This window comes from Bacillus salipaludis, from assembly GCF_004358205.1.
In genome coordinates this window covers 281788-302563 of record NZ_SMYO01000008.1, presented here as the reverse complement: position 1 = coordinate 302563, position 20776 = coordinate 281788, and the positions used below count along the sequence as shown (strand labels likewise).

General features: G+C 41.7%; 20 protein-coding genes and 2 riboswitches. Of the genes, 18 read left to right on the top strand and 2 right to left on the bottom strand.

Features of this window, described 5'->3' with window-relative positions; all coding sequences use genetic code 11:
* Positions 1-50: 50 nt before the first annotated feature.
* The 9 genes from E2K98_RS18635 (at position 51) to E2K98_RS18595 (ending at position 9515) form a co-directional block, all read left to right on the top strand.
* Complete coding sequence (locus E2K98_RS18635) at positions 51-1859, top strand: assimilatory sulfite reductase (NADPH) flavoprotein subunit (RefSeq protein ID WP_133336802.1); 1809 nt, start codon at positions 51-53, stop codon at positions 1857-1859.
* 17 nt (positions 1860-1876) lie between these two features.
* The gene (gene cysI, locus E2K98_RS18630; RefSeq protein ID WP_133336744.1) at positions 1877-3595 is read left to right on the top strand and encodes an assimilatory sulfite reductase (NADPH) hemoprotein subunit; all 1719 of its coding nucleotides are present in this window, start codon (positions 1877-1879) and stop codon (positions 3593-3595) included.
* A 124-nt stretch (positions 3596-3719) separates the two neighbouring features.
* Positions 3720-3821: riboswitch (SAM riboswitch) on the top strand.
* 89 nt (positions 3822-3910) lie between these two features.
* The gene (locus E2K98_RS18625; RefSeq protein ID WP_372512743.1) at positions 3911-4042 is read left to right on the top strand and encodes a YezD family protein; all 132 of its coding nucleotides are present in this window, start codon (positions 3911-3913) and stop codon (positions 4040-4042) included.
* A 112-nt stretch (positions 4043-4154) separates the two neighbouring features.
* Complete coding sequence (locus E2K98_RS18620) at positions 4155-4871, top strand: phosphoadenylyl-sulfate reductase (RefSeq protein WP_133336742.1); 717 nt, start codon at positions 4155-4157, stop codon at positions 4869-4871.
* A 36-nt stretch (positions 4872-4907) separates the two neighbouring features.
* The gene (locus E2K98_RS18615; RefSeq protein WP_133336740.1) at positions 4908-5978 is read left to right on the top strand and encodes an inorganic phosphate transporter; all 1071 of its coding nucleotides are present in this window, start codon (positions 4908-4910) and stop codon (positions 5976-5978) included.
* Between the two features lie 109 nt (positions 5979-6087).
* Positions 6088-7242 carry a sulfate adenylyltransferase gene (gene sat / locus E2K98_RS18610; RefSeq protein WP_133336738.1) on the top strand — a complete coding sequence of 385 codons (1155 nt, stop codon included), beginning with the start codon at positions 6088-6090 and terminating at the stop codon, positions 7240-7242.
* A gap of 12 nt (positions 7243-7254) precedes the next feature.
* Positions 7255-7854 carry an adenylyl-sulfate kinase gene (gene cysC / locus E2K98_RS18605; protein WP_026573748.1) on the top strand — a complete coding sequence of 200 codons (600 nt, stop codon included), beginning with the start codon at positions 7255-7257 and terminating at the stop codon, positions 7852-7854.
* A gap of 133 nt (positions 7855-7987) precedes the next feature.
* Positions 7988-8767 (top strand): uroporphyrinogen-III C-methyltransferase, encoded by a 780-nt coding sequence (gene cobA / locus E2K98_RS18600; protein ID WP_133336737.1) that lies wholly within the window; start codon positions 7988-7990, stop codon positions 8765-8767.
* A gap of 19 nt (positions 8768-8786) precedes the next feature.
* Positions 8787-9515, top strand: coding sequence for a sirohydrochlorin chelatase (locus E2K98_RS18595; protein ID WP_133336736.1), 729 nt, complete (start codon positions 8787-8789; stop codon positions 9513-9515).
* An 89-nt stretch (positions 9516-9604) separates the two neighbouring features.
* Here E2K98_RS18595 and dapA read toward each other — a convergent pair whose 3' ends face one another.
* A complete protein-coding gene (gene dapA, locus E2K98_RS18590; RefSeq protein WP_133336735.1) occupies positions 9605-10474 on the bottom strand; it encodes a 4-hydroxy-tetrahydrodipicolinate synthase in 870 nt (289 codons plus the stop codon).
* A gap of 129 nt (positions 10475-10603) precedes the next feature.
* A riboswitch (Lysine riboswitch) is annotated at positions 10604-10784 on the bottom strand.
* Between the two features lie 203 nt (positions 10785-10987).
* Between dapA and E2K98_RS18585 the strand changes: the two genes are divergently transcribed.
* The 9 genes from E2K98_RS18585 (at position 10988) to E2K98_RS18545 (ending at position 20422) form a co-directional block, all read left to right on the top strand.
* Positions 10988-11464, top strand: a complete 477-nt coding sequence (locus E2K98_RS18585) for an FMN-binding protein (protein WP_133336734.1) — start codon at positions 10988-10990, stop codon at positions 11462-11464.
* A 3-nt stretch (positions 11465-11467) separates the two neighbouring features.
* Positions 11468-12349 carry an FAD:protein FMN transferase gene (locus tag E2K98_RS18580; protein WP_133336733.1) on the top strand — a complete coding sequence of 294 codons (882 nt, stop codon included), beginning with the start codon at positions 11468-11470 and terminating at the stop codon, positions 12347-12349.
* Positions 12350-13177, top strand: a complete 828-nt coding sequence (locus E2K98_RS18575; protein WP_133336732.1) for an RnfABCDGE type electron transport complex subunit D — start codon at positions 12350-12352, stop codon at positions 13175-13177.
* 93 nt (positions 13178-13270) lie between these two features.
* The gene (locus tag E2K98_RS18570) at positions 13271-13942 is read left to right on the top strand and encodes a response regulator transcription factor (protein WP_133336800.1); all 672 of its coding nucleotides are present in this window, start codon (positions 13271-13273) and stop codon (positions 13940-13942) included.
* Between the two features lie 9 nt (positions 13943-13951).
* On the top strand, positions 13952-15211 hold the full coding sequence (locus E2K98_RS18565) for a sensor histidine kinase (RefSeq protein ID WP_133336731.1): 1260 nt from the start codon (positions 13952-13954) through the stop codon (positions 15209-15211).
* Positions 15212-15362: 151 nt separating this feature from the next.
* Entirely contained in the window at positions 15363-16325 is a 963-nt protein-coding gene (msrA, locus tag E2K98_RS18560) for a peptide-methionine (S)-S-oxide reductase MsrA (protein WP_133336728.1), read from the top strand.
* A 207-nt stretch (positions 16326-16532) separates the two neighbouring features.
* Positions 16533-18062 (top strand): flavin monoamine oxidase family protein, encoded by a 1530-nt coding sequence (locus E2K98_RS18555; protein WP_133336725.1) that lies wholly within the window; start codon positions 16533-16535, stop codon positions 18060-18062.
* A 295-nt stretch (positions 18063-18357) separates the two neighbouring features.
* A complete protein-coding gene (locus E2K98_RS18550; RefSeq protein WP_133336723.1) occupies positions 18358-19032 on the top strand; it encodes a response regulator transcription factor in 675 nt (224 codons plus the stop codon).
* Positions 19022-20422 carry a sensor histidine kinase gene (locus E2K98_RS18545; RefSeq protein ID WP_235824851.1) on the top strand — a complete coding sequence of 467 codons (1401 nt, stop codon included), beginning with the start codon at positions 19022-19024 and terminating at the stop codon, positions 20420-20422. Before E2K98_RS18550 ends, E2K98_RS18545 begins: the two co-directional genes overlap by 11 nt.
* 125 nt (positions 20423-20547) lie before the next feature.
* Here E2K98_RS18545 and E2K98_RS18540 read toward each other — a convergent pair whose 3' ends face one another.
* Positions 20548-20742 carry a hypothetical protein gene (locus E2K98_RS18540; protein ID WP_133336721.1) on the bottom strand — a complete coding sequence of 65 codons (195 nt, stop codon included), beginning with the start codon at positions 20740-20742 and terminating at the stop codon, positions 20548-20550.
* Between the last annotated feature and the right edge of the window lie 34 nt (positions 20743-20776).

The following is a 20776-nucleotide window of genomic DNA, read 5'->3' as shown; positions in this document are numbered from 1 at the left end:
ATATTTTAAAGCGGGTTTTTGAATTTTAATTCCTTAGTGAGGTGGATATGTTGCAACTTCAGGTATTAAACAGTCCGTTTAGTCAGGAGCAGGCAGAGCTCCTAAACCGTATTCTGCCGACATTGACAGACCAACAAAAGCTTTGGTTAAGCGGATATCTAGCTGCTTCCCAGTTTTCGGGGGCGCAAGCAGCTGCACCGGCAGCTTCACAAAATGCTGGTCAGGCCGTTTCCAAAGACGTAACCATTATTTACGGTTCACAATCTGGAAACTCCAAAGGGCTTGCGAATAAAGCAGCCAAAACATTGGAAGGAAACGGCTATCTTGTCACACTTTCTTCCATGAGTGATTACAAACCAAACAATTTAAAGAAGGTTCAAAACCTGCTGATTGTTGTCAGTACACATGGGGAAGGAGATCCGCCGGATAATGCGATGACCTTCCATGAGTTTCTTCATAGCAAACGGGCTCCAAAGCTGGAAGGCTTACAATTTTCCGTATTAGCTTTAGGGGACAGCTCTTATGAATTTTTCTGTCAAACAGGTAAACAATTCGATGATCGTCTCGAGGAACTTGGCGGAACAAGGCTTTATCCACGATTTGACTGTGATGTTGATTTTGATGAACCAGCTGCAGAATGGCTTGAAGGCGTTCTTAGCAGCCTAAAGGATGCTCAAGGTGCAGGCGCTGCTGAAGCCGCTGCAGCTGCCAGCACCCTGCAAACTATTGAATCCGAATACTCCAGAACGAACCCGTTTAAAGCAGAAGTACTTGATAACATCAATCTGAACGGTCGGGGATCGAATAAAGAAACGCATCACCTTGAACTTTCACTTGAAGGGTCTGGTCTTACGTTTGAGCCGGGAGACAGTTTAGGCGTATATCCTGAAAATGATCCGGCTTTAGTTGAGCAGCTTCTAAATGAATTAAAATGGTCCAAAGAAGACCAAGTAACAGTAAAACAAGGCGATGTTCGCACTCTTCAAGAAGCGCTCCAATCATACTATGAGATTACGACTTTGACAAAGCCGCTTCTTGAGAAAATTGCACCGCTCTCCACAAATGAGGGATTAAAAGAGCTTGTTGCTCAAGGAAATGGAGAAAAATTAAAAGAGTACATCAATGGACGTGACATATTAGACCTGGTTCGTGATTTTGGTCCGTGGGGTGATTCTGCTCAGGAGTTTGTTTCTATTCTTCGTAAAATTCCGGTTCGTCTTTATTCAATTGCGAGCAGTTTAGCTGCCAATCCTGATGAAGTGCATTTGACGATCGGTGCGGTTCGATATGAGGCAAATGGCCGGGAAAGAAAAGGCGTAGCCTCCACGTATGTAGCAGAGCGTTTGGAGCCAGGGGATCATGTGTCTGTTTTCGTTCAACAAAATGAAAACTTTAAACTGCCTAAAAATCCTGAGACACCAATCATCATGGTTGGACCAGGTACAGGTGTTGCGCCGTTCCGTTCTTTTATTCAAGAACGTGAAGAAACCGGTGCCGAAGGAAAATCATGGCTGTTCTTCGGTGACCAGCATTTCGTGACCGATTTCCTATATCAGACAGAAATGCAAAAATGGCTGAAAAATGGGGCACTGACAAAGTTGGATGTTGCTTTTTCGAGGGATACAGAAGAAAAAGTATATGTACAACACAGAATGCTTGAGCAAAGCAAAGAGCTATATAAATGGCTTGAAGAGGGTGCAGTTGTATACATCTGCGGAGATGAAAAACATATGGCACATGACGTCCATAATACCTTCATTAAAATTATTGCAAAAGAAGGCGGCTTAAGCCGTGAAAAAGCAGAAGAATATCTGGCTGAAATGCAGCAGCAAAAACGTTATCAGCGTGATGTATACTGAGAGGAGTTTTTTTAAAAATGGTGAATCAGATTTTAAAAGCGCCAGACGGTAAACCAAGCGACGTAGAACGAATTAAAGAGGAAAGCAATTATTTGCGCGGCACGCTGAAGGAAGTGATGCTAGACCGAATCAGCGCTGGTATTCCGGATGATGATAACCGTCTGATGAAACATCATGGCAGCTATTTACAGGATGACCGGGACCTTCGAAACGAGCGACAAAAACAAAAATTGGAGCCAGCGTATCAATTCATGCTGCGCGTTCGTTTGCCAGGCGGTGTAGCATCATCAGACCAATGGCTGGTTATGGATGAGCTTGCTGAAAAATACGGAAATGGAACCTTGAAACTTACAACCCGTGAAACATTCCAAATGCATGGAATACTAAAGTGGAATATGAAGAGTACTATTCAAGGTATCCATGCTGCATTAATGGATACAATTGCAGCGTGTGGAGACGTGAATCGGAATGTTATGTGTGCATCCAATCCATATCAGTCCGAAATTCATAGCGAAGTCTATGAATGGGCACAAAAATTGAGTAACGATTTATTGCCGCGTACTAGGGCATATCACGAAATTTGGCTGGATGAGGAAAAGGTGGCCGGTACTCCTGAGGTAGAAGAAGTTGAGCCAATGTACGGACCGCTATATTTGCCGCGTAAGTTCAAAATTGGGATTGCTGTACCTCCATCAAATGATATTGATGTCTTTTCCCAGGACCTTGGATTCATCGCAATTGTAGAAGAGGGCCAACTGATTGGATTTAACGTAGCGATTGGCGGAGGCATGGGCATGACACATGGAGACACCGCAACTTATCCGCAGCTTGCGAAAGTGATTGGTTTCTGTAAACCTAACCAATTGTATGATGTTGCAGAAAAAACGATTACGATTCAGCGCGATTACGGAAACCGTTCTGTCCGTAAAAACGCTAGGTTCAAATATACTGTGGACCGACTTGGTTTAGAAACGGTTAAAAATGAATTGGAAAACCGCCTAGGCTGGAGACTTGGTGAAGCGAGACCATATCATTTTGATCATAACGGCGACCGCTATGGTTGGGTAAAAGGCGTTGATAATAATTGGCATTTAACACTATTTATTGAGGGTGGGCGCGTAGCAGATTTCGATGATTACAAGCTGAAAACTGCCTTGCGTGAAATTGCCAAAATCCATACCGGTGAATTCCGTCTAACAGCTAACCAAAACGTAATTATTGCCAATGTATCGAGCGAACAGAAGAAAAAGATCAACAGCCTAGTTGAACAGTACCGCTTAACGGAAGGTAAGCAATATACAGCACTAAGACGCAGCTCAATAGCGTGTGTGGCTCTTCCAACCTGCGGATTGGCGATGGCAGAAGCTGAACGTTATCTACCAAAGCTGATTGATAAAATCGAAACCATTGTGGATGAAAATGGTCTTCGTGATAAAGAAATTACAATTCGAATGACTGGCTGTCCGAACGGCTGTGCCCGCCATTCCCTTGGAGAGATTGGTTTTATCGGGAAGGCACCAGGTAAATATAATATGTATTTAGGCGCTGCCCATGACGGGAGCCGTCTAAGTAAAATGTACCGTGAAAATATCGGAGAAGAAGAGATTTTAAGGGAGCTTCGGGATATTCTTCCACGCTATGCAAAAGAACGGCAGGAAGGCGAGCATTTTGGTGACTTTGTCATCCGTGCGGAAATTATCAAAGCTACAACGGACGGGACGAATTTCCACGATTAATCGAAATAGAATCAATTAAAATCGTAATCTAAAAGTTTGTCAAACAGAATTTTGGGAATTTTTTAAACAGATCATTGACAAATCCTATAGGTATGGTAGGATATAAAATATAAATTAAATAAATCGCTTATCTAGAGCGGCTGAGGGACTGGCCCGTTGAAGCCCGGCAACCTACAAAGAAAGGTGCCAATTCCTGCAAAATGGAATCCATTTTGAAAGATAAGGTGTTACATTGAAGTACGAACGCCTTTTCCAAATGGGGAGGGCGTTTTTTGAAAGGCGGCGAATCAGCTGAAACCATCTGAGTGGGAAGAAATTACTTCACATCTTGAGAAAATGCTTGAAACATTGAATTTCGGATCAATCACACTTGTTGTCCAGGATGGAAAAGTAGTGCAAATAGAGAAAAACGAAAAGGTTCGTCTACAAACCAATAAGAAACGCTGACTAGAAAAACTAGAGGCAGTCTTCACTTTAACCGGTGGCAGACTGCCTTTTTTGAAAAGAAAAGACGGAGCCAAAGTGAGTATTGTTTTTTAAAGAAAGGAGTTTTTCCAAGATGACAAGAGCTGTGACCTATGAAAACTGGAATCAGATTTCCGACAGTTTTCAAACTGAGGATGAAACAAAAGGTGCCCGTGCTGTCTTAGAATGGGCTTACCAAAATTATTCCGAAGACAAAATCGTCTATGCCTCAAGCTTCGGTGCAGAAGCAATTGTGTTAATTGACCTAATTCAGCAGGTAAAACCGGATGCCCATATTGTTTTTTTAGATACTGGCCTGCATTTTCCGGAAACCTATGATGTCATTGATAAAATTGAAGCACGCTTTCCTTCGCTAAGAATAGAGCGGAAGCAGCCAGTCTTGAATTTAGATGAACAAAGAGAGCAGTATGGATCAGCGTTATGGAAGAAAGACCCGAATCTTTGCTGCCAAATTAGAAAAGTGATTCCGTTAAGAGAGACCTTAACGACAAAAGAAGCTTGGATCTCGGGACTTCGCCGGGAACAATCTCCAACGCGCAAGGATACACAATTCCTTAATAAGGATGAAAAATTTGAAAATATTAAAATCTGCCCGCTCATTCACTGGACGTGGGATGAGGTTTGGGCGTACATCCGTGAAAAAGATCTTCCGTATAATCAATTGCATGATCAAAACTATCCAAGTATTGGATGTTTCCCTTGTACACAACCGGTTGCAGCAGATGGAGACTCCCGTGCAGGAAGATGGTCCGGAAGCGGGAAAACCGAGTGTGGTTTGCACACAAAGTAAGTTGAACTTTAATGCGGGAGAAGGGAGGTCATCCTTATGCTTACAATCATTGCCATTACCATCGGTTTATTTTTTGCTGTAAATATTGGAGCTAGCGGTGCGGCTGCCTCAATGGGAATTTCGTACGGGGCAGGAGTAGTAAAAAAGCGGGTCGCACTATTTCTTTGCGCCATTGCCGTTTTTTTCGGTGCTTGGCTTGGCGGCGGTGAAGTAGTAAAAACAATCGGCGGTGGAATTGTTCCAAGCAGCACGTTTACTGTTGCAATTGCGTTAATTGTTTTAGCATCAGCGGCGTTATCACTGTTTTTAGCCAATATATTTGGTATACCGCTTTCGACCAGTGAAGTTGCAGTAGGGGCAGTGGTTGGAGCAGGGGTGGTTTACCAATCCGTATTTGTCGGCAAGTTCATCTGGATTGCGATTTTCTGGCTGCTTACACCGTTTGCTGCCTTTGTGATTGCCATTCTCGCGGCAACCATTTTAAAAATAAAGTTTATCAAACGATTGATTGAAAAGCCGAAAGCAGGGCCGTTTTTAGCGATTCTAGTTGTCTTGATGGGATTGTTTGAAGCTTTTTCAGCCGGAATGAATAATGTGGCGAACGCGGTAGGTCCGCTCGTTGCTGCAAAATTGATGTCCACTGGTGATGCCATTCTTTGGGGCGGATTAGCTGTTGCGTTAGGAGCAATTCTTTTTGGACACCGCGTGCTTGAAACAAACGGTAAAAAAATTACGAAGCTTAAGCTCGAAGAGGGCTGTGTGATTTCCGGAACGGGAGCAAGCATTGTTACGATTGCCTCTTTATTCGGGATCCCGGTTCCGTTAACGCAAATTACGACGTCTTCAATTATTGGAATTGGTTTTGCTAAGCATGGAAAATCAGTTTTAAAAAAGGATATTGTCGTGCAGCTCTTAACAGTATGGATGGTTTCTCCCGTATTATCAATGGTGCTGTCCTATACGATTATTCAGTTATTGATTGAAAAAAATGGATACTCAATCGTTGCAATGGCGGGCGTAGTGATTTCCGTTTTAGGCGTGATGTTCTTAATGAAACGATCTGCATCACAGGGTACGATTTCTCAAGCAAATATTTCAAAAAAATAGGCTGTGTTAAAAGACAATGTTGATTTTTGAACAACGTTGATTGGAGCGGAAATCAACAACTTAGTTTAACAACCAAAAAATAAAACCAGTAAAGAAAGGTTGATTGTAGATGTCATTTGTATCAAAACCTCATGGAGGAAAACTAATTCAGGCATATAATCCAAATTATAATTTTTCAAATGTAGAAAAAGAAATTGAAATTGATGCAGTCGCTCTAAGTGATTTAGAATTAATCGGCGTTGGTGTATTTAGCCCGCTAACTGGTTTTCTTGGAAAAGCAGATTACGAATCAGTAGTAGAGCGTATGCGCTTGGCTGACGATACAATCTGGTCCATCCCTGTAACACTGCCAGTATCTTATGAAGTGGCGGAAACACTTGAAGTTGGCGAGGAAGTTAAACTTGTTTCCAACAAAGAAGTGTTTGGAGTGATCAAGGTTTCCGAAACGTATGAACCTGATTTGAATAAGGAAGCTCTCAATGTTTATAAAACAGAAGAGCTGGCGCATCCAGGGGTGAAACGTTTATTCGAAAGAGGTCCAGTTTACGTTGCTGGTGAAATCGTGCTTGTGAAAAAGCCAGAAAAAGGCGTGTTTGGCGATGTATGGTTTGAGCCAAAAGAAACCCGTGCATTATTCGAAGAAAAAGGCTGGAAAACGGTTGTTGGTTTCCAAACAAGAAATCCGGTTCACCGTGCCCATGAGTATATTCAAAAAGCAGCTCTTGAAACAGTTGATGGCTTATTCTTAAATCCACTTGTTGGTCAAACGAAGTCTGATGATGTTCCTGCAGATGTTCGTCTAAAAAGCTATCGCGTTTTACTAGAAAACTATTATCCTAAAGAGCGTGTTCAATTGGGCGTACACCCAGCAGCAATGCGATATGCAGGACCAAGGGAAGCGATTTTCCATGCGCTTGCACGTAAAAACTACGGCTGCACGCATTTCATTGTCGGCCGTGACCATGCCGGGGTTGGAAACTATTATGGAACCTACGACGCCCAGTATATTTTCAGCAACTTTACAGAAGAAGAGCTTGGAATTAAGCCGTTATTTTTCGAGCATAGCTTCTATTGCACGAAATGCGATGGAATGGCGTCTGATAAAACTTGCCCGCATGACAAAGAAGATCGCGTAATCCTTTCCGGAACAAAAGTGAGAGAGATGCTAAGAAGCGGTGTTCTTCCGCCATCTACTTTCAGCCGTAAGGAAGTTGTGGAGGTTTTAATTGAAGGAATGAAAGAAAAAGCGACTGTTGAAGCTTAAGGAGGACTTGAAGTGACACAATCTACGAATATTACATGGCACGAAACAACGATTACGAAGAATGACCGTCGTTCCCAGAACGGCCATGGAAGTTGCACACTATGGTTCACAGGTCTTTCTGGTTCCGGAAAATCAACGATTGCCAACGCGGTATCAAACGAATTATTCCGTCTTGGGATTAATGAATATGTGTTGGACGGTGACAATATTCGTCATGGTTTAAACAAGGATTTAGGTTTTTCTGAGCACGACCGCACGGAAAATATTCGCCGGATCGGTGAAGTCGCGAAGTTATTTGTTGATAGCGGCAAGGTGATTACGACGGCATTTATTTCTCCTTTCCGATCTGATCGGGATCAGGTTCGGGAGTTATTTGAAGAAGGAGAATTCATTGAGGTTTTTGTGGATTGTCCAATCGAGGTTTGTGAGCAGCGTGATCCTAAGCAGCTTTATGCCAAAGCACGCCGTGGTGAGATAAAGGATTTCACCGGTATTGATTCTCCTTATGAAGCACCGGAAAAACCGGAAATCACTTTACGTTCTGATTTATTATCGGTTGAGGAAGCTGTTGGGCAAGTGATTGCTTATTTGCGGGAGAAAAATATTTTTTAATAGTATTTGAGTTATAAAAAAGTGACCTGGGGTGTAATTTTACACCCTTTTAGTTGATAGTAAGCGTTTATCAGCGAATCATCAATAACAGCAAGTATTACAGAAAAGGCATAGGGAAAGGATGTTGGATTTCATGGTTGGCAAAGTCTATTTAGTTGGTGCGGGTCCTGGTGATCCAGATCTAATTACAGTAAAAGGATTACGCTGCCTGCAGCAGGCTGATGTGATTTTGTATGACCGGTTAGTAAATCCGGAGCTCCTTCAGAATGCAAAAGCAGATGCGCAGCTGGTATACTGCGGTAAACTTCCGAATTACCATACAATGAAGCAGGAAACAATTAATCACTTCTTGGTCAAATATGCGAAAAAAGGCTATACGGTTGTCCGTTTAAAGGGAGGCGACCCGTTTGTTTTTGGACGAGGCGGGGAAGAAGCGGAGGAATGTGTGAAAAATCATGTGCCGTTTGAAGTGGTCCCGGGCATTACCGCTGGAATTGCAGCATCTGCCTATGCAGGCATACCGGTTACCCATCGCACCTTAAGCAAAAGCTTTGCATTTATTACTGGACATCAAGCTGCCGGTGATAAAGAGGCAGAGCATCAGTGGGCCCATTTAGCGAAAGCGGTCGATACGATATGTGTTTATATGGGAGTTTCCCACCTTCCTACGATTGTTCAACAATTGGTGGAGAATGGGAAATCTGCGGACACACCAATCGCTCTTGTTCACTGGGGCACTTTAAGCGATCAACGAACAGTAGTTGGAACCCTTGGCACGATTGAAGCGCGTGTTAAGGATGCAAAAATTGCAAACCCAAGCATGATTGTGATTGGCGAGGTTGTCCGCTTACATGATAGACTGAACTGGTTCGAGGAAGAAATCGTCCCTCATTTACCAGTTGTTCAAGGGTAAGCGGAAAGGAGCAATCTGCATGAAAGCGATTCTTTATATCGGCCATGGAACAAGATCAAAAAAGGGAGCCGAAGAGGTAAAGTCCTTTTTGAATAGGGTAATAGAACGTGTGGATGTCCCGATTCAGGAAATCAGTTTTCTGGAATTGACCCAACCTTCTATTGAAGAGGGCTTTAGAAGATGTGTGGAAAAAGGTGCATCGGAGATTACCGTTGTGCCGATTTTTCTTTTAGCTGCTGGTCATATTAAGGAAGATATTCCGAATGCACTATCTGTATTAGGCGAAAAGTATCCAGAGATCCAAGTACATGTAAGGAATCCGTTTGGCGTGCAGGATGAAATTCTCGATGCGATTGCTGAGCTGGTTAGAGGGGCGGCAGGAGAAGTAACTTCACGGGATTCATTATTGATAGTTGGCCGGGGCAGCAGCGATCTCAGCATTCACATTGCGTTTGAGTTGATTGCCAATGGAATCCAAGAACGCCTCCAAACGGACCAGGTGTCTGTTTGTTACCTCGCGGCTGCAGAACCAAGACTGGAGCAGGGGTTTGAAGCGGTCCTGGAGGCAGGATCGGGGAGAGTTATCGTCATTCCCTATCTTTTATTCTCCGGACTACTGTTAGCCGAAATAAACCAAATGGTCCGCAAAAAGCAAACAGAAGACCAGGATATCATCTGTACCGGCCAACTAAGCCGGCACCGTGTGATTGAAGACATTGTCGTTGGCGGATTCGACAAAATTCGGTGAGTGACAGGCACCACCCGAATTTTGTCGAAACACAATAGGAAAGGCACCTTCCCAATATGTGGGAGGTGCCTTTCCTATTGTATTGAAATTTAAACAAGTTGCAGAATGTTTTGTAGTGTGCTGGTTTCTTCGTCGGTTAGTGGGACCATTGGGAGACGGACGCCGCCAACGTTGACACCTTTTAGATTAAGGGCTGCTTTGACCGGTGTTGGGTTTGGAGCAGCAAATAATGCTTTCATGATTGGAAGCAGTCTGCGATGCGCTGCAGCCGCCTCTTGGACATTACCACTTTTAAAGAGATTGACCATTTCCTGCATCTCATTTCCAATGATATGGGAGGCAACGGAAACAATTCCTGCACCGCCGATCGCTAAGACCGGAATGGTTAAACCATCATCACCACTATATAAAGTGAAATCACTCGGTGTTTGGCTAATCACTTCTGCCATGGCGTCTAAATTGCCGCTAGCCTCTTTAATAGCTACGATATTAGGAATCTGGGATAGACGTACAATGGTCTCAACGGACATATTGACCACACTTCGCCCAGGAATATTATAAAGCATAATCGGTAATTCGGTGGACTCGGCAATTGCTTTAAAGTGTTGATATAAACCTTCTTGTGACGGCTTGTTATAGTATGGAGCCACGAGCATAATCCCATCCACACCCGCTGCCTCAGCCTGTTTTGTTAAACTAATTGAAGCCCTCGTGTTATTCGAACCTGTTCCGGCAATGACAGGAATCCTGCCGTTTACGACATCTACAACAAACTTAAAAAATTCAACTTTTTCATCTGTTGTTAATGTAGGAGATTCCCCAGTAGTACCAACGACTACCAATCCATCCGTCCCATTTTCAATTAGGTAATTTACTAATGTTCTCGTTGCGTTAAAATCAATCTCGCCTTCATGATCAAATGGCGTAACCATAGCAGTTAAAACTTGGCCAAAATTCATTTTTCCTCACCCTTTAAATTATTTTTTTTATAAATTAGAGGTGGCTAAGGACATTCCAAGTCAACGCAAAAAAGCAGCAACGAAGGCTCGCTGCTGCAATAGAAACATAAATAAAGATCAAGTTCCCGTGCGTGAGATAGCCCTCCATATAGTTCCCTATATGACAGTTCTGTATTTATTCAATAGCAGAACCAGCTCCAAGACAAATGAGAGTCTTATAAGCTTCGGCAAATTCCCCTTTCCATAATCATCCCAGGACCTCATTATCCTCCAACTATGTACTAATGGTCTTTGCGCCTCTATCCTCACTTCAAAAGGTTTGAAGTAAGAAAATATTTAATTAACACTTAATATATCAGATTTTCTCTTCAAATTCAAGGGGACAAGGTCGACAAAATTCGGGTGGTGCCTGTCACCGCCCGAATTTTGTCGATCAAATAGGATTCTAAGAAAATTCTAAGATTGACTGGATATACTGTCCGAGAATAGAGGAATTGGTTAGGAGGATTTTTTATGAAGAAAATGGATAAGAAGTGGGTTGTTCTTTGTTCTACAGCTGTTGCAGCGGCTTATGCTGCCGGATTTGTTACTACAGAGACGCAGGCTTCTATTGATCAGCCGTTACACCATATTGCAGCGAATGTTCAAGCTAGGCATATTACAATAAATCACTCTAATGAAAAGGTCGGTGAACAAAAGAACAAGCAAAATAAAAGGATCTATAAGGATGGGACGTTTACAGGTACAGGTATGAATCGGCGTGGATTTATTGATGTAGCTTTGACAATTAAGAATGACAAAATTGCCACCGTAGAGATTAGCCATTTTGCAATGCATTATTCAGAAAGTGACATAGTCGGACTTCCTGATGAAGTAGTGCAAAAACAAAGTGCACAAGTGAATAATGTTTCTGGGGCCACTTATAGTACACAGGCTTTTGAGGACGCTGTGATGGATGCACTTTCCCAAGCCCATAACGTGAAGGGATAATCTATGAAAAAAACAAAATTGTACATGGATACTGTTGTTGACATAAAGGTCGTTTCCAATAAGTCGAAGAAAGAGACGGAAGCAAAAATAACTCGTGCCTTTGAGGCATTTCAGCATGTAGAACAGGCATGCAGCCGCTTCAGCTCATCAAGTGAGCTAATACGAGCTTGTGAGAATATCGGAGTACCAGTAAAAATCAGTCCTTTTCTATTTGAGCCTCTTTATATTGCGATTGAAATGGCTAAATTAACGGATGGACTATTTGACCCTACTGTAGGAAAGATGATGGAAATGAATGGATTTAATCGACACTATCTTTCTGGACAGATGATGAAAAGTGTTTCTTCTGATTCGGTTTCTTATCATGATATCGAACTTGATCAGTACAATCATACAGTAACCTTAAAAAAGCCGATGGTCATTGATCTTGGAGCTGTTGCAAAAGGGTTCGCGATTGATCTGGCTGCTAATGAATTAAAGGAATTTAAGGGATTTGTCATTAACGCTGGAGGCGATTTATTTGCATTCGGTTTGGATGACAACGGAGAAAAATGGAAAATTGGAATCCAGCATCCGTACCAAAAGGATTCCATCATTGAAACTATAGAGATATCAAACGAAGCCGTCTGTACATCTGGCAGCTATGAACGGAGAAATCCAGATAATTTAATTTTACATCATTTGGTAAATCCGAAAACAAAATGTTCGCCAAATGAATGGATTAGCTGCAGTGTCATCGCACCGTTTGCAATGATGGCAGATGCCTTTTCAACAGCTTCCTTTTTACTTGGAGTAAAAAAAGGAAAACAATTAATTGAACATCTAGCTTTAAAAGGGATCCTTATCACATCAGAATTACAGATTTATAAAGTTGGAGGGATTTAAGTGTCGGGGAAAAAGTGGTTCAAAACACCAAAGGGTTATGTCGCGACAGCCATGGTTTTTTATCTATTCATCGCATCTATTGGGTCAAAAAGTATGCTGGGGATAGAGAACAGTATGATCGCCATTGTGGCATCAATCTTTGTAGATTATATCTTATGTAGAATTCTGGATAGAAGAAGCAGCAAGGACAGTACAGTAATAACAGCCTTAATCATTTCACTTATCTTAAGTTTTACGACATCTGGAATGGTTGTGGCAGGGACAGCGATTCTCGCCATCTTGTCCAAGCATCTATTAGTATATAAGAAAAAACCAATCGTTAATCCTGCTGCTTTTGGATTACTGTTATCTATTTTTATTTTTCAAACAGGCCAAAGCTGGTGGGGGGCTTTTGGGGATCTTCCTGCCTGGACTATTTTGTTTCTTTTAATTGGCGGTTATTTTGTAACCGAACGAGTTAATAAATTTCCACAGGTATTTTCATTCTTAGGGACCTTTTTTGTATTACTGCTTATACTTGGCTTATCAAGTAAAGGAGATGCTGCAGACGCTCTTCGTCCGCCATTTATCAATGCAACCCTATTTTTCGCCTTTTTCATGCTCACAGATCCTCCAACTTCACCGGCAAAATATAAGCAGCAAATCTTCTTTGGCGTACTGGCTGCCGTTTCAGGGGTTATTATATACGGCCTTTTCGGCGGACTAACCTATTTATTTATCGGCTTATTTGCCGGGAATTTTTATAACTATTGGAATAAATGTTTTAACTCAAAGGCATCCGCCATGAGGCAAGTTACAAAAACACAAAGGGCAGATAGTAAATTGTAAAGCTGCCTAGATTCTTTGCATCACGATTAAAATATTGAAATAATTGGGGGACAAACTATGCAGGATAGAAAGAAAGGGAGTGGGCAGGCATCTATGCGTGTATTGGTCATAGAAGATGATGGACCTTTAAGAAGGATCATTTCTAGAATATTAGAGGAAGAACAGTACGAAGTGGACCAGGCTGAAAACGGGGAAGAAGGGTATTTTATGGCTTCGACCGGTGAGTACGATCTGATCACGCTGGATATTATGCTGCCAATGATGGATGGATACGCGGTGATGAGAAAGCTGCGGAGTGAAGGCCATCAATCCCCGACCTTATTTCTGACTGCAAAGGACCGGATTGAAGATAAGGTAAAGGGTCTTGACTTTGGTGCGGATGATTATATTGTCAAACCCTTTGCTACAGAAGAGTTTTTAGCGAGAGTGCGATCCTTGCTTAGACGCTCAGGGAAAATAGGAATCGAAGGAAAGATGACCTATGGCCCCATTCTCTTAGACACCAACCAGCATGAGGGTTTTATAAATGAAACGGCTCTAAAGTTAACGATTAAAGAATTTGAACTTCTTTTTTACCTTATACAAAATAAAGAGCAAATCCTAACCCGAGATCAGATTTATCAAAGAGTTTGGGGAATAGAGAGTGAAACGACAGACGCTATTGTTGAACTCTATATCCATTATTTACGGAAAAAATTGGCCCCTTTTGAACTTGAGCGGTTGATTCGAACCGTAAGGGGTGTAGGGTATATGTTAAAGGAGTAAGGTAGAGCAATGTTTAAAAAAACTAAACGTCGGCTCGTTATCCTGAATGCACTTGTATTTTTTATCCTTCAAAATGCTTTTGGGGCTATTATTTATTTTTATACGCATTATAGTTTATACCATCAAGTGGATCAGACTATTTTAGAAAAGCGAAATCATTTGCAGCGAGAGAGAGAGAAACTCGGCAAGGAGTTAAGTCCAGAGCGGGAAGAGAACCATCGGTTAGTTTATTTACTTTGGAAGAAGGGAAATAAACTTTACCAGGTGATACCACAGAGTACGCTCTCTTTAAAGGATACGGCTCATTTTTCACCATTATTAAAGAAGAAAGGTCTTCAAACTGTAGCGATTGGAGCAGAATCCTATCGTGTCATCACGATGGCTGAACCAAAGAATGGGGAATATTCACCAGTCCAGCATATTCAAATTGTTTATAATCTGAGACGTGAAAATGAAATGCTGGATCATTTATTGGTGGTCATTGGCTTTGGGTCCTTATTAAGTGTGTTTATTGCAGCACTAGCTGGGCTCTATCTAGCTAATAAGGCCTTAATACCCATCAAGAGGTCCTGGGAAAAACAACAGCGGTTTGTGGCAGATGCTTCTCATGAACTGCGTACACCTCTTTCCGTTATGAAATTAAATCTTGAACATCTATTTCGTCATCCGGATTATACGATTGAACAGGAAAGTGAGACCATTCACCAGGCGATTCAAGAGATTCACTACATGTCAAAAATGACTTCTGATTTATTGACATTAGCTCGGTCTGACACGGACCAGATCCAGTTGATCCAAGAGACTATTATGCTGGAAGAGATTCTTCAGCATGTAATTAAAGATTTTAAAGCGCTGGCTAGTCAAAAAAATATACAGATAATCGCTGAAGTCTTTCCAATCAAAATGATAGGGGATAAAGAGAGACTGAAACAGCTGTTTGTCATTCTGTTAGACAATGCCCTTAAGTATACGGGGGAGAATGGAGTTATCACTATTAAAGCAGATGTGAAAAATTCACGTGCTGTCATTGAGGTAGCGGATACTGGGATTGGGATACCAAAAAGTGATCTCCCCTATATTTTTGACCGTTACTACCGTGGGGATAAATCCAGAACTCGTCATTTAGAGGGATCAGGCTTAGGGCTTTCGATTGCCAATTGGATTGTTCGATCACATACTGGAAAAATTCGAATTATGAGCAAAGAAGGCGAAGGAACACGTGTTTTCGTAAGCTTCCCACTAAGAAATAAACCTGAAAGCTTCTTGTGATAGTAATCTGGGGTGTGCTGCCACCCTATCTTTTTGTTGCGATCCTTTTCATTGCGTATTCGATGCAATTAAACATTGGTATAAAATAGGGTCACAGGATCAATTAAGGTCGTACAATTTATGAAGATAATGTAATAAAGATGGAGGAATGATGGGATTGAAGAATCAATTCGAGCTTGCAACGTTTGCTGGCGGGTGTTTTTGGTGTATGGTTTCGCCGTTTGATGAGCAGCCAGGGATTAGGGAAGTGGTTTCGGGGTATACGGGGGGGCATACTGAAAATCCGTCGTACCAAGAGGTATGTTCTAATACGACAGGACATTATGAGGCGGTTCAAATTACGTTTGATCCAGTCATCTTTTCTTATAAAAAACTACTGGAGCTGTTTTGGCAGCAAATCGATCCGACTGATGCGGAGGGGCAGTTTAATGATCGAGGAACCTCCTATCGGACCGCTATTTTTTACCATAATGAGGACCAAAGACAACAAGCTGAAGCTTCAAAAGCAGAGCTTGCCGCAAGCGGCCTTTTTAAAAAACCGATTGTTACGGAAATCCTTCCGGCTGGCCCTTTTTACAGGGCGGAAGATAAGCATCAGTATTATTATAAAACTTTTCCGTTTCACTATAATCTTTATCGGGAAGGTTCCGGCAGGGCACGCTTTATTCGTGAGAACTGGAAGATGCGCAAAAGTGAAGACGAGCTGCGAAGTGAGTTAACGCCGCTTCAGTATGAGGTAACGAGAAAGAATGCAACAGAGCCGCCGTTTCAAAATGAATTCTGGAATCATGACGAAGAAGGTATTTATGTAGATATCATTTCCGGGGAGCCCTTATTTAGTTCCATGAACAAATATGATGCAGGCTGCGGCTGGCCTAGCTTCACGAAGCCCCTGCGCCGCAATGAACTGGAGGAAAAGTTTGATACTTCGCATGGTATGCGGAGAATTGAGGTTCGCAGCAAAACATCCGATTCGCATCTTGGTCATGTTTTTGATGATGGACCGGGTCCAGACAGGGCGAGGTATTGCATTAATTCGGCGGCCCTGAGGTTTGTTCCTAAAAACAAGCTCGAGGATGAGGGGTATGGGCAATTTGCAAAGTTGTTTACATAATCTTTAATCATTTTTCTTATCAAGATAAAAGAGTGGTACCGCCAAACATGGAGGAGCCACTCTTTTTTTATCAAATCTTCGTATAAATAGCCCTATTTTTAACCGAATTTTAACTTTCTGACCATCTAGCCTACAGCAATTTCACTCCTCTTACATACTTTGTTACAAGAAATTATTGCAGCAAAGTAAAAAGGGGTTGATGTTTATTTGGCACATACACCATTAGCAAGAATGATGAAGATGGCCTTTGTGACAGTTCGTGCTGAAATGGAGAAACAAAGTAATGGACAAGCTATTGGACAACTACATTCTATTCCAAACCATGGAAAAATCGAAAAAGAACAGCCTTTGAATGTTTATAAGGAACCACAAGATTATCCAAGAATCGTGATTGTAGGGGCAGGCCTGGCGGGTCTTACTTGTGCCTACCGGCTGAAGCAGGCAGGAATTCCTTCTACAATATATGAGGCTACCAACCGGGTGGGCGGGCGCTGCCGAACAAGGAGAGATTATTTTAAAGAAGGTCAAATTGTCGAGTGTGGCGGTGAGTTAATTGATTCAAACCATAGAGAGATTCAAGCGTTAGCTGAAGAATTAGGATTGGAAATAGATAATTTGATAATGGCAGAATCTAAGGGTACAGAACCTGTTTACTTTTTTGATGGAAAACCGTATACCTTTAAAGAAGCAACTAAAGATTTTTCGGAAATTTATCCAAAACTTCAACGAGATCTTAAGGAAGCAGGAGAAACCACAAGATATAATCATTACACGGAACGTGGCTATGAGCTTGACCAAATGTCAATTGTCGATTATATCAATGAAACGGTTTCTGGAGGCATCAACTCTAGGTTCGGTCAATTACTAACCATGGCCTACACGATTGAATTTGGAGCAGATGCACATGTACAAAGCGCATTAAATCTACTATATCTATTAGGATTTACCGATTCTTATCAAATGTATGGAGACTCTGATGAGCGATTTCATATAAGAGGCGGTAATGATCAGCTTCCACTATTATTAGCCCAGAATCTAGCCGGACAAATTCGATTTAATTCTGAACTGTTAAGAATCGAACAAAAGGAAGAAATAAAGCTTGTTTTTCGAAATAAAGAAAAAGAATGGACTGTTTTGGCAGATAAAGTAATTCTTTGTCTTCCTTTTAATATTTTAAGAAGCATAGATTATGAGAATGCAAAATTTCGTGACTTAAAAATAGTGGCGATTAAAGAACTTGGAATGGGGGTAAATACGAAGCTTCATGCTCAATTTTTCAATCGGTTCTGGTGTGAGCAGAAGAATAACGGCGATACATTATCTGATACTGGTTATCAACAAACGTTCGAATCAACGCGGGCGCAACCTGGGGAATCAGGAATTCTTGTAAATTATACAGGAGGAGGACACGCTGCTAAACAGATTGCCCCAACTGAAGAACGATTAAAGGAAATTACAAAAAGTTTTTTGGACAAGCTCGAACCAGTACTTCCAGGCACTATAAGTAGCTGGAATGGCATATCTACGATTGATCATTGGCTTAGTAACAAATGGTCCAAAGGGTCCTATTCGTTTTGGAAAATCGGTCAATATACCAAATTTTCCGGAATTGAAGGTGAACGAGAAGGGAATATCTTCTTTGCCGGAGAGCATACATCCATTCATTATCAAGGTTATCTAAATGGAGCGGTTGAATCAGGTGAAAGGGCTGCAAAAGAAGTGATTGATGAATTATAAAAGGGAGAAGAGGTTTAAATAAGAGAGCGGTCCTAAAGTAATTAGAACCGCTCTTTATCATTTTTTCCTACTATGAAAAAGGCTGTGTTAAACTTGTCTGTTGATTTCCGTTAGGGTTAAAAAATCAACAATGTCCTATAACACAGCCATGAAAAAAATTCCACTATCAAATATTCGGCATCCCGATAACTCTTTTTAAATTCTCTACTAATCTTAGTGCTTCCTATTTTAAGTTTTTCTAAAGGTTTCTTTGGTAGATTCCTGTTAATAACCACATTAAAGGAGTCAATTTTCCATGAATATATTATTGGCGGAGGACGATGTAAATTTAGGGGAATTAATTGTCTATATGTTAAAAAAGAAGGGAGGATATCAGGTAGAGTGGGTGATGGAAGGAGAAGATGCCTATGATTACGCCAGCTTTTCTCACTATGATGTCCTAATAATGGATTGGATGATGCCAAATGGTGATGGGGTATCTGTGTGCAGACGGCTCCGAAAAAATGGCTATTCCGGTGCGATTTTGATGTTAACGGCGAAGGACACAGTTCAAGACCGAATTGAAGGCTTGGATTCCGGTGCAGACGATTATCTTGTTAAGCCCTTTGAAATAGATGAGTTGTTGGCGCGGCTTCGTGCTCTTTCACGTCGCAACTATGCCCCAATATTGGAGGAAAAAACCACTGTCAATGATTTAGTCTTTAATCGTTTAAGCCAGACCGTTCGTTTCAGGAATAATGAGATTCAGCTTAGTCCGCGGGAATTTCAGCTGTTAGACTTATTGATTCAAAATAAGGGACAAGTTTTGCCGCGCGAGCTTATTTTGGATCGGATATGGGGCTTAGATTCGGAAGTAGCTCCGAAAACGATTGATGCTACGGTGAAGTTAATTAGAAAGAAATTAGACCGCTTGGGGAAGCAAGATTTACTTCATAGTATAAGAGGGGTGGGCTATAAGATTGAACCATAAAATTAGTTCATTGCTTCGAGGATTTTTAAATATGAGCGAAAGGGATGTTTTTACCCGTACACGAGGCCGATTAACCCGAATTTATAGTGGTCTGTTAATCTTGTTTCTTACCCTTTTTATTTTAATTGTTTATGCGGTTCTCCATGTGACCATCCTTAAAAATCAGGAGCATGAACTTCAAACATTAGTAAGCCAAGAAGCGAATTTTATTGAAAAAAACTTTTTGAAAAATAATTCGGACGGTCTCCATGATGTTCAAAATCAAGAAGTGATCTTTTCAGGAGTGAATCAATATTTTTACTACGTCGTGAGTTCAAACGGAGAATTTGTTATGGGGAATGAGGCGGATCATCGGCTGCGACCAGAATTACTTAGTCTTGTGAAGAGCCTAAATCCAACAGGGATGGAAATTCGAAAGGAAACCTTGCGCATACAGGAGGGCCTGCATGGAAAGGGAATAAGGGGGGAGTTTCACCCGCGAGAGGAAGCACAGGATCTGCAGTTGATGATTGCAGGCCAGCCGCTCTATAATAATGGCCAATATATTGGCAAGTTGTTTGTAGGAAAAGATATCTCATTTACCTACAAGCTATTTCATTGGATTCTCATTATCCTTGTCATTCTAGGAGGGGTATTTTTTGGAGGGGCGTTATGGATCAGTGTGCTGATGTCGAAAAGGGCGATGGTTCCCATCAGTGGAGCGTTTGCAAGACAACGCGAATTTGTGGCTGATGCCTCTCACGAATTGCGGACCCCATTAAGTGTGCTGCTATCCTCTATTGATGCCATTGAAATGACGATGGAACCGAATAAAGAGGAGATGTCAGGAAGGTTTCTTACAAATATGAGGCAGGAAGTGAAACGGATGACTCGGTTAGTCAGTGATTTACTAACGCTTGCACGTTCGGATTCGAACAAGATTGAACTCAAAGCGGAACTATTTGACTTCCGCCTTTTTGCGGACAAAGCAATCGAATCGGTACAGCCGCTAGCTGCCTCAAAGGAAATTACGTTAACCTTGACTGCCCCGGAAACGCTGAAGGTTGTGGGGGATTCGGAACGATTATCTCAGCTATTATATATTTTATTGGACAATGCGATTAAATACACCCCAAACGGTGGAGATGTTAAACTAACCATTTCTGAAGAGGTGAATACGCTTGGCCTCGAAGTAGAGGATACAGGAATTGGAATCAAGCAGGTGGATTACCAGCGAATTTTCGAACGTTTCTATCGATCAGATAAATCCCGCTCACGCCAAATGAGTGGCCATGGTCTCGGACTCTCCATCGCCAAATGGATCGTAGAAACCCATAACGGCACCATTAAAGTTTCCAGCGAAATAGGAAAAGGAAGCAAGTTTACGATCCGAGTACCTAAAATTCGGTGACAGGCACCGTTTGTGGACAAATGGGGCGTTTTGTCCTCCTCAGACGGACAGTCGCTTCAATGATAATACAAGTAAAAAGATACCCAAGAAAAGTCTTTGGGTATCTATGGCGGTGAAGTTTAAAATCAAGCTTCCAATCCTCCTGCTAGCAGTTTTTCTTTTTCCACTTCCATTGCCGTTACGATGTAAGCAAATCCGTTCATAAGAAAGTAAATAACGTTCGATTGAACCCGTTCCGTTTCTCCTAAATAAGTATTAATAATGATGATGAAGGAATATAAGACAACAAAAAATAAGGCGATTTTATTGAAGATGGCCATTTTTTAACAGCTCCTTTATTTAGGATTCCTTATT

Excerpts from the sequence above, each read along its gene's own strand:
- cysI (WP_133336744.1), top strand. The coding sequence starts at position 1,877 with ATGGTGAATCAGATTTTAAAAGCGCCAGACGGTAAACCAAGCGACGTA.
- E2K98_RS18620 (WP_133336742.1), top strand. The coding sequence starts at position 4,155 with ATGACAAGAGCTGTGACCTATGAAAACTGGAATCAGATTTCCGACAGT.
- E2K98_RS18615 (WP_133336740.1), top strand. The coding sequence starts at position 4,908 with ATGCTTACAATCATTGCCATTACCATCGGTTTATTTTTTGCTGTAAAT.
- sat (WP_133336738.1), top strand. The coding sequence starts at position 6,088 with ATGTCATTTGTATCAAAACCTCATGGAGGAAAACTAATTCAGGCATAT.
- cobA (WP_133336737.1), top strand. The coding sequence starts at position 7,988 with ATGGTTGGCAAAGTCTATTTAGTTGGTGCGGGTCCTGGTGATCCAGAT.
- E2K98_RS18595 (WP_133336736.1), top strand. The coding sequence starts at position 8,787 with ATGAAAGCGATTCTTTATATCGGCCATGGAACAAGATCAAAAAAGGGA.
- dapA (WP_133336735.1), bottom strand. The coding sequence starts at position 10,474 with ATGAATTTTGGCCAAGTTTTAACTGCTATGGTTACGCCATTTGATCAT.
- E2K98_RS18585 (WP_133336734.1), top strand. The coding sequence starts at position 10,988 with ATGAAGAAAATGGATAAGAAGTGGGTTGTTCTTTGTTCTACAGCTGTT.
- E2K98_RS18580 (WP_133336733.1), top strand. The coding sequence starts at position 11,468 with ATGAAAAAAACAAAATTGTACATGGATACTGTTGTTGACATAAAGGTC.
- E2K98_RS18570 (WP_133336800.1), top strand. The coding sequence starts at position 13,271 with ATGCGTGTATTGGTCATAGAAGATGATGGACCTTTAAGAAGGATCATT.
- E2K98_RS18565 (WP_133336731.1), top strand. The coding sequence starts at position 13,952 with ATGTTTAAAAAAACTAAACGTCGGCTCGTTATCCTGAATGCACTTGTA.
- msrA (WP_133336728.1), top strand. The coding sequence starts at position 15,363 with ATGGGATTGAAGAATCAATTCGAGCTTGCAACGTTTGCTGGCGGGTGT.
- E2K98_RS18550 (WP_133336723.1), top strand. The coding sequence starts at position 18,358 with ATGAATATATTATTGGCGGAGGACGATGTAAATTTAGGGGAATTAATT.
- E2K98_RS18540 (WP_133336721.1), bottom strand. The coding sequence starts at position 20,742 with ATGGCCATCTTCAATAAAATCGCCTTATTTTTTGTTGTCTTATATTCC.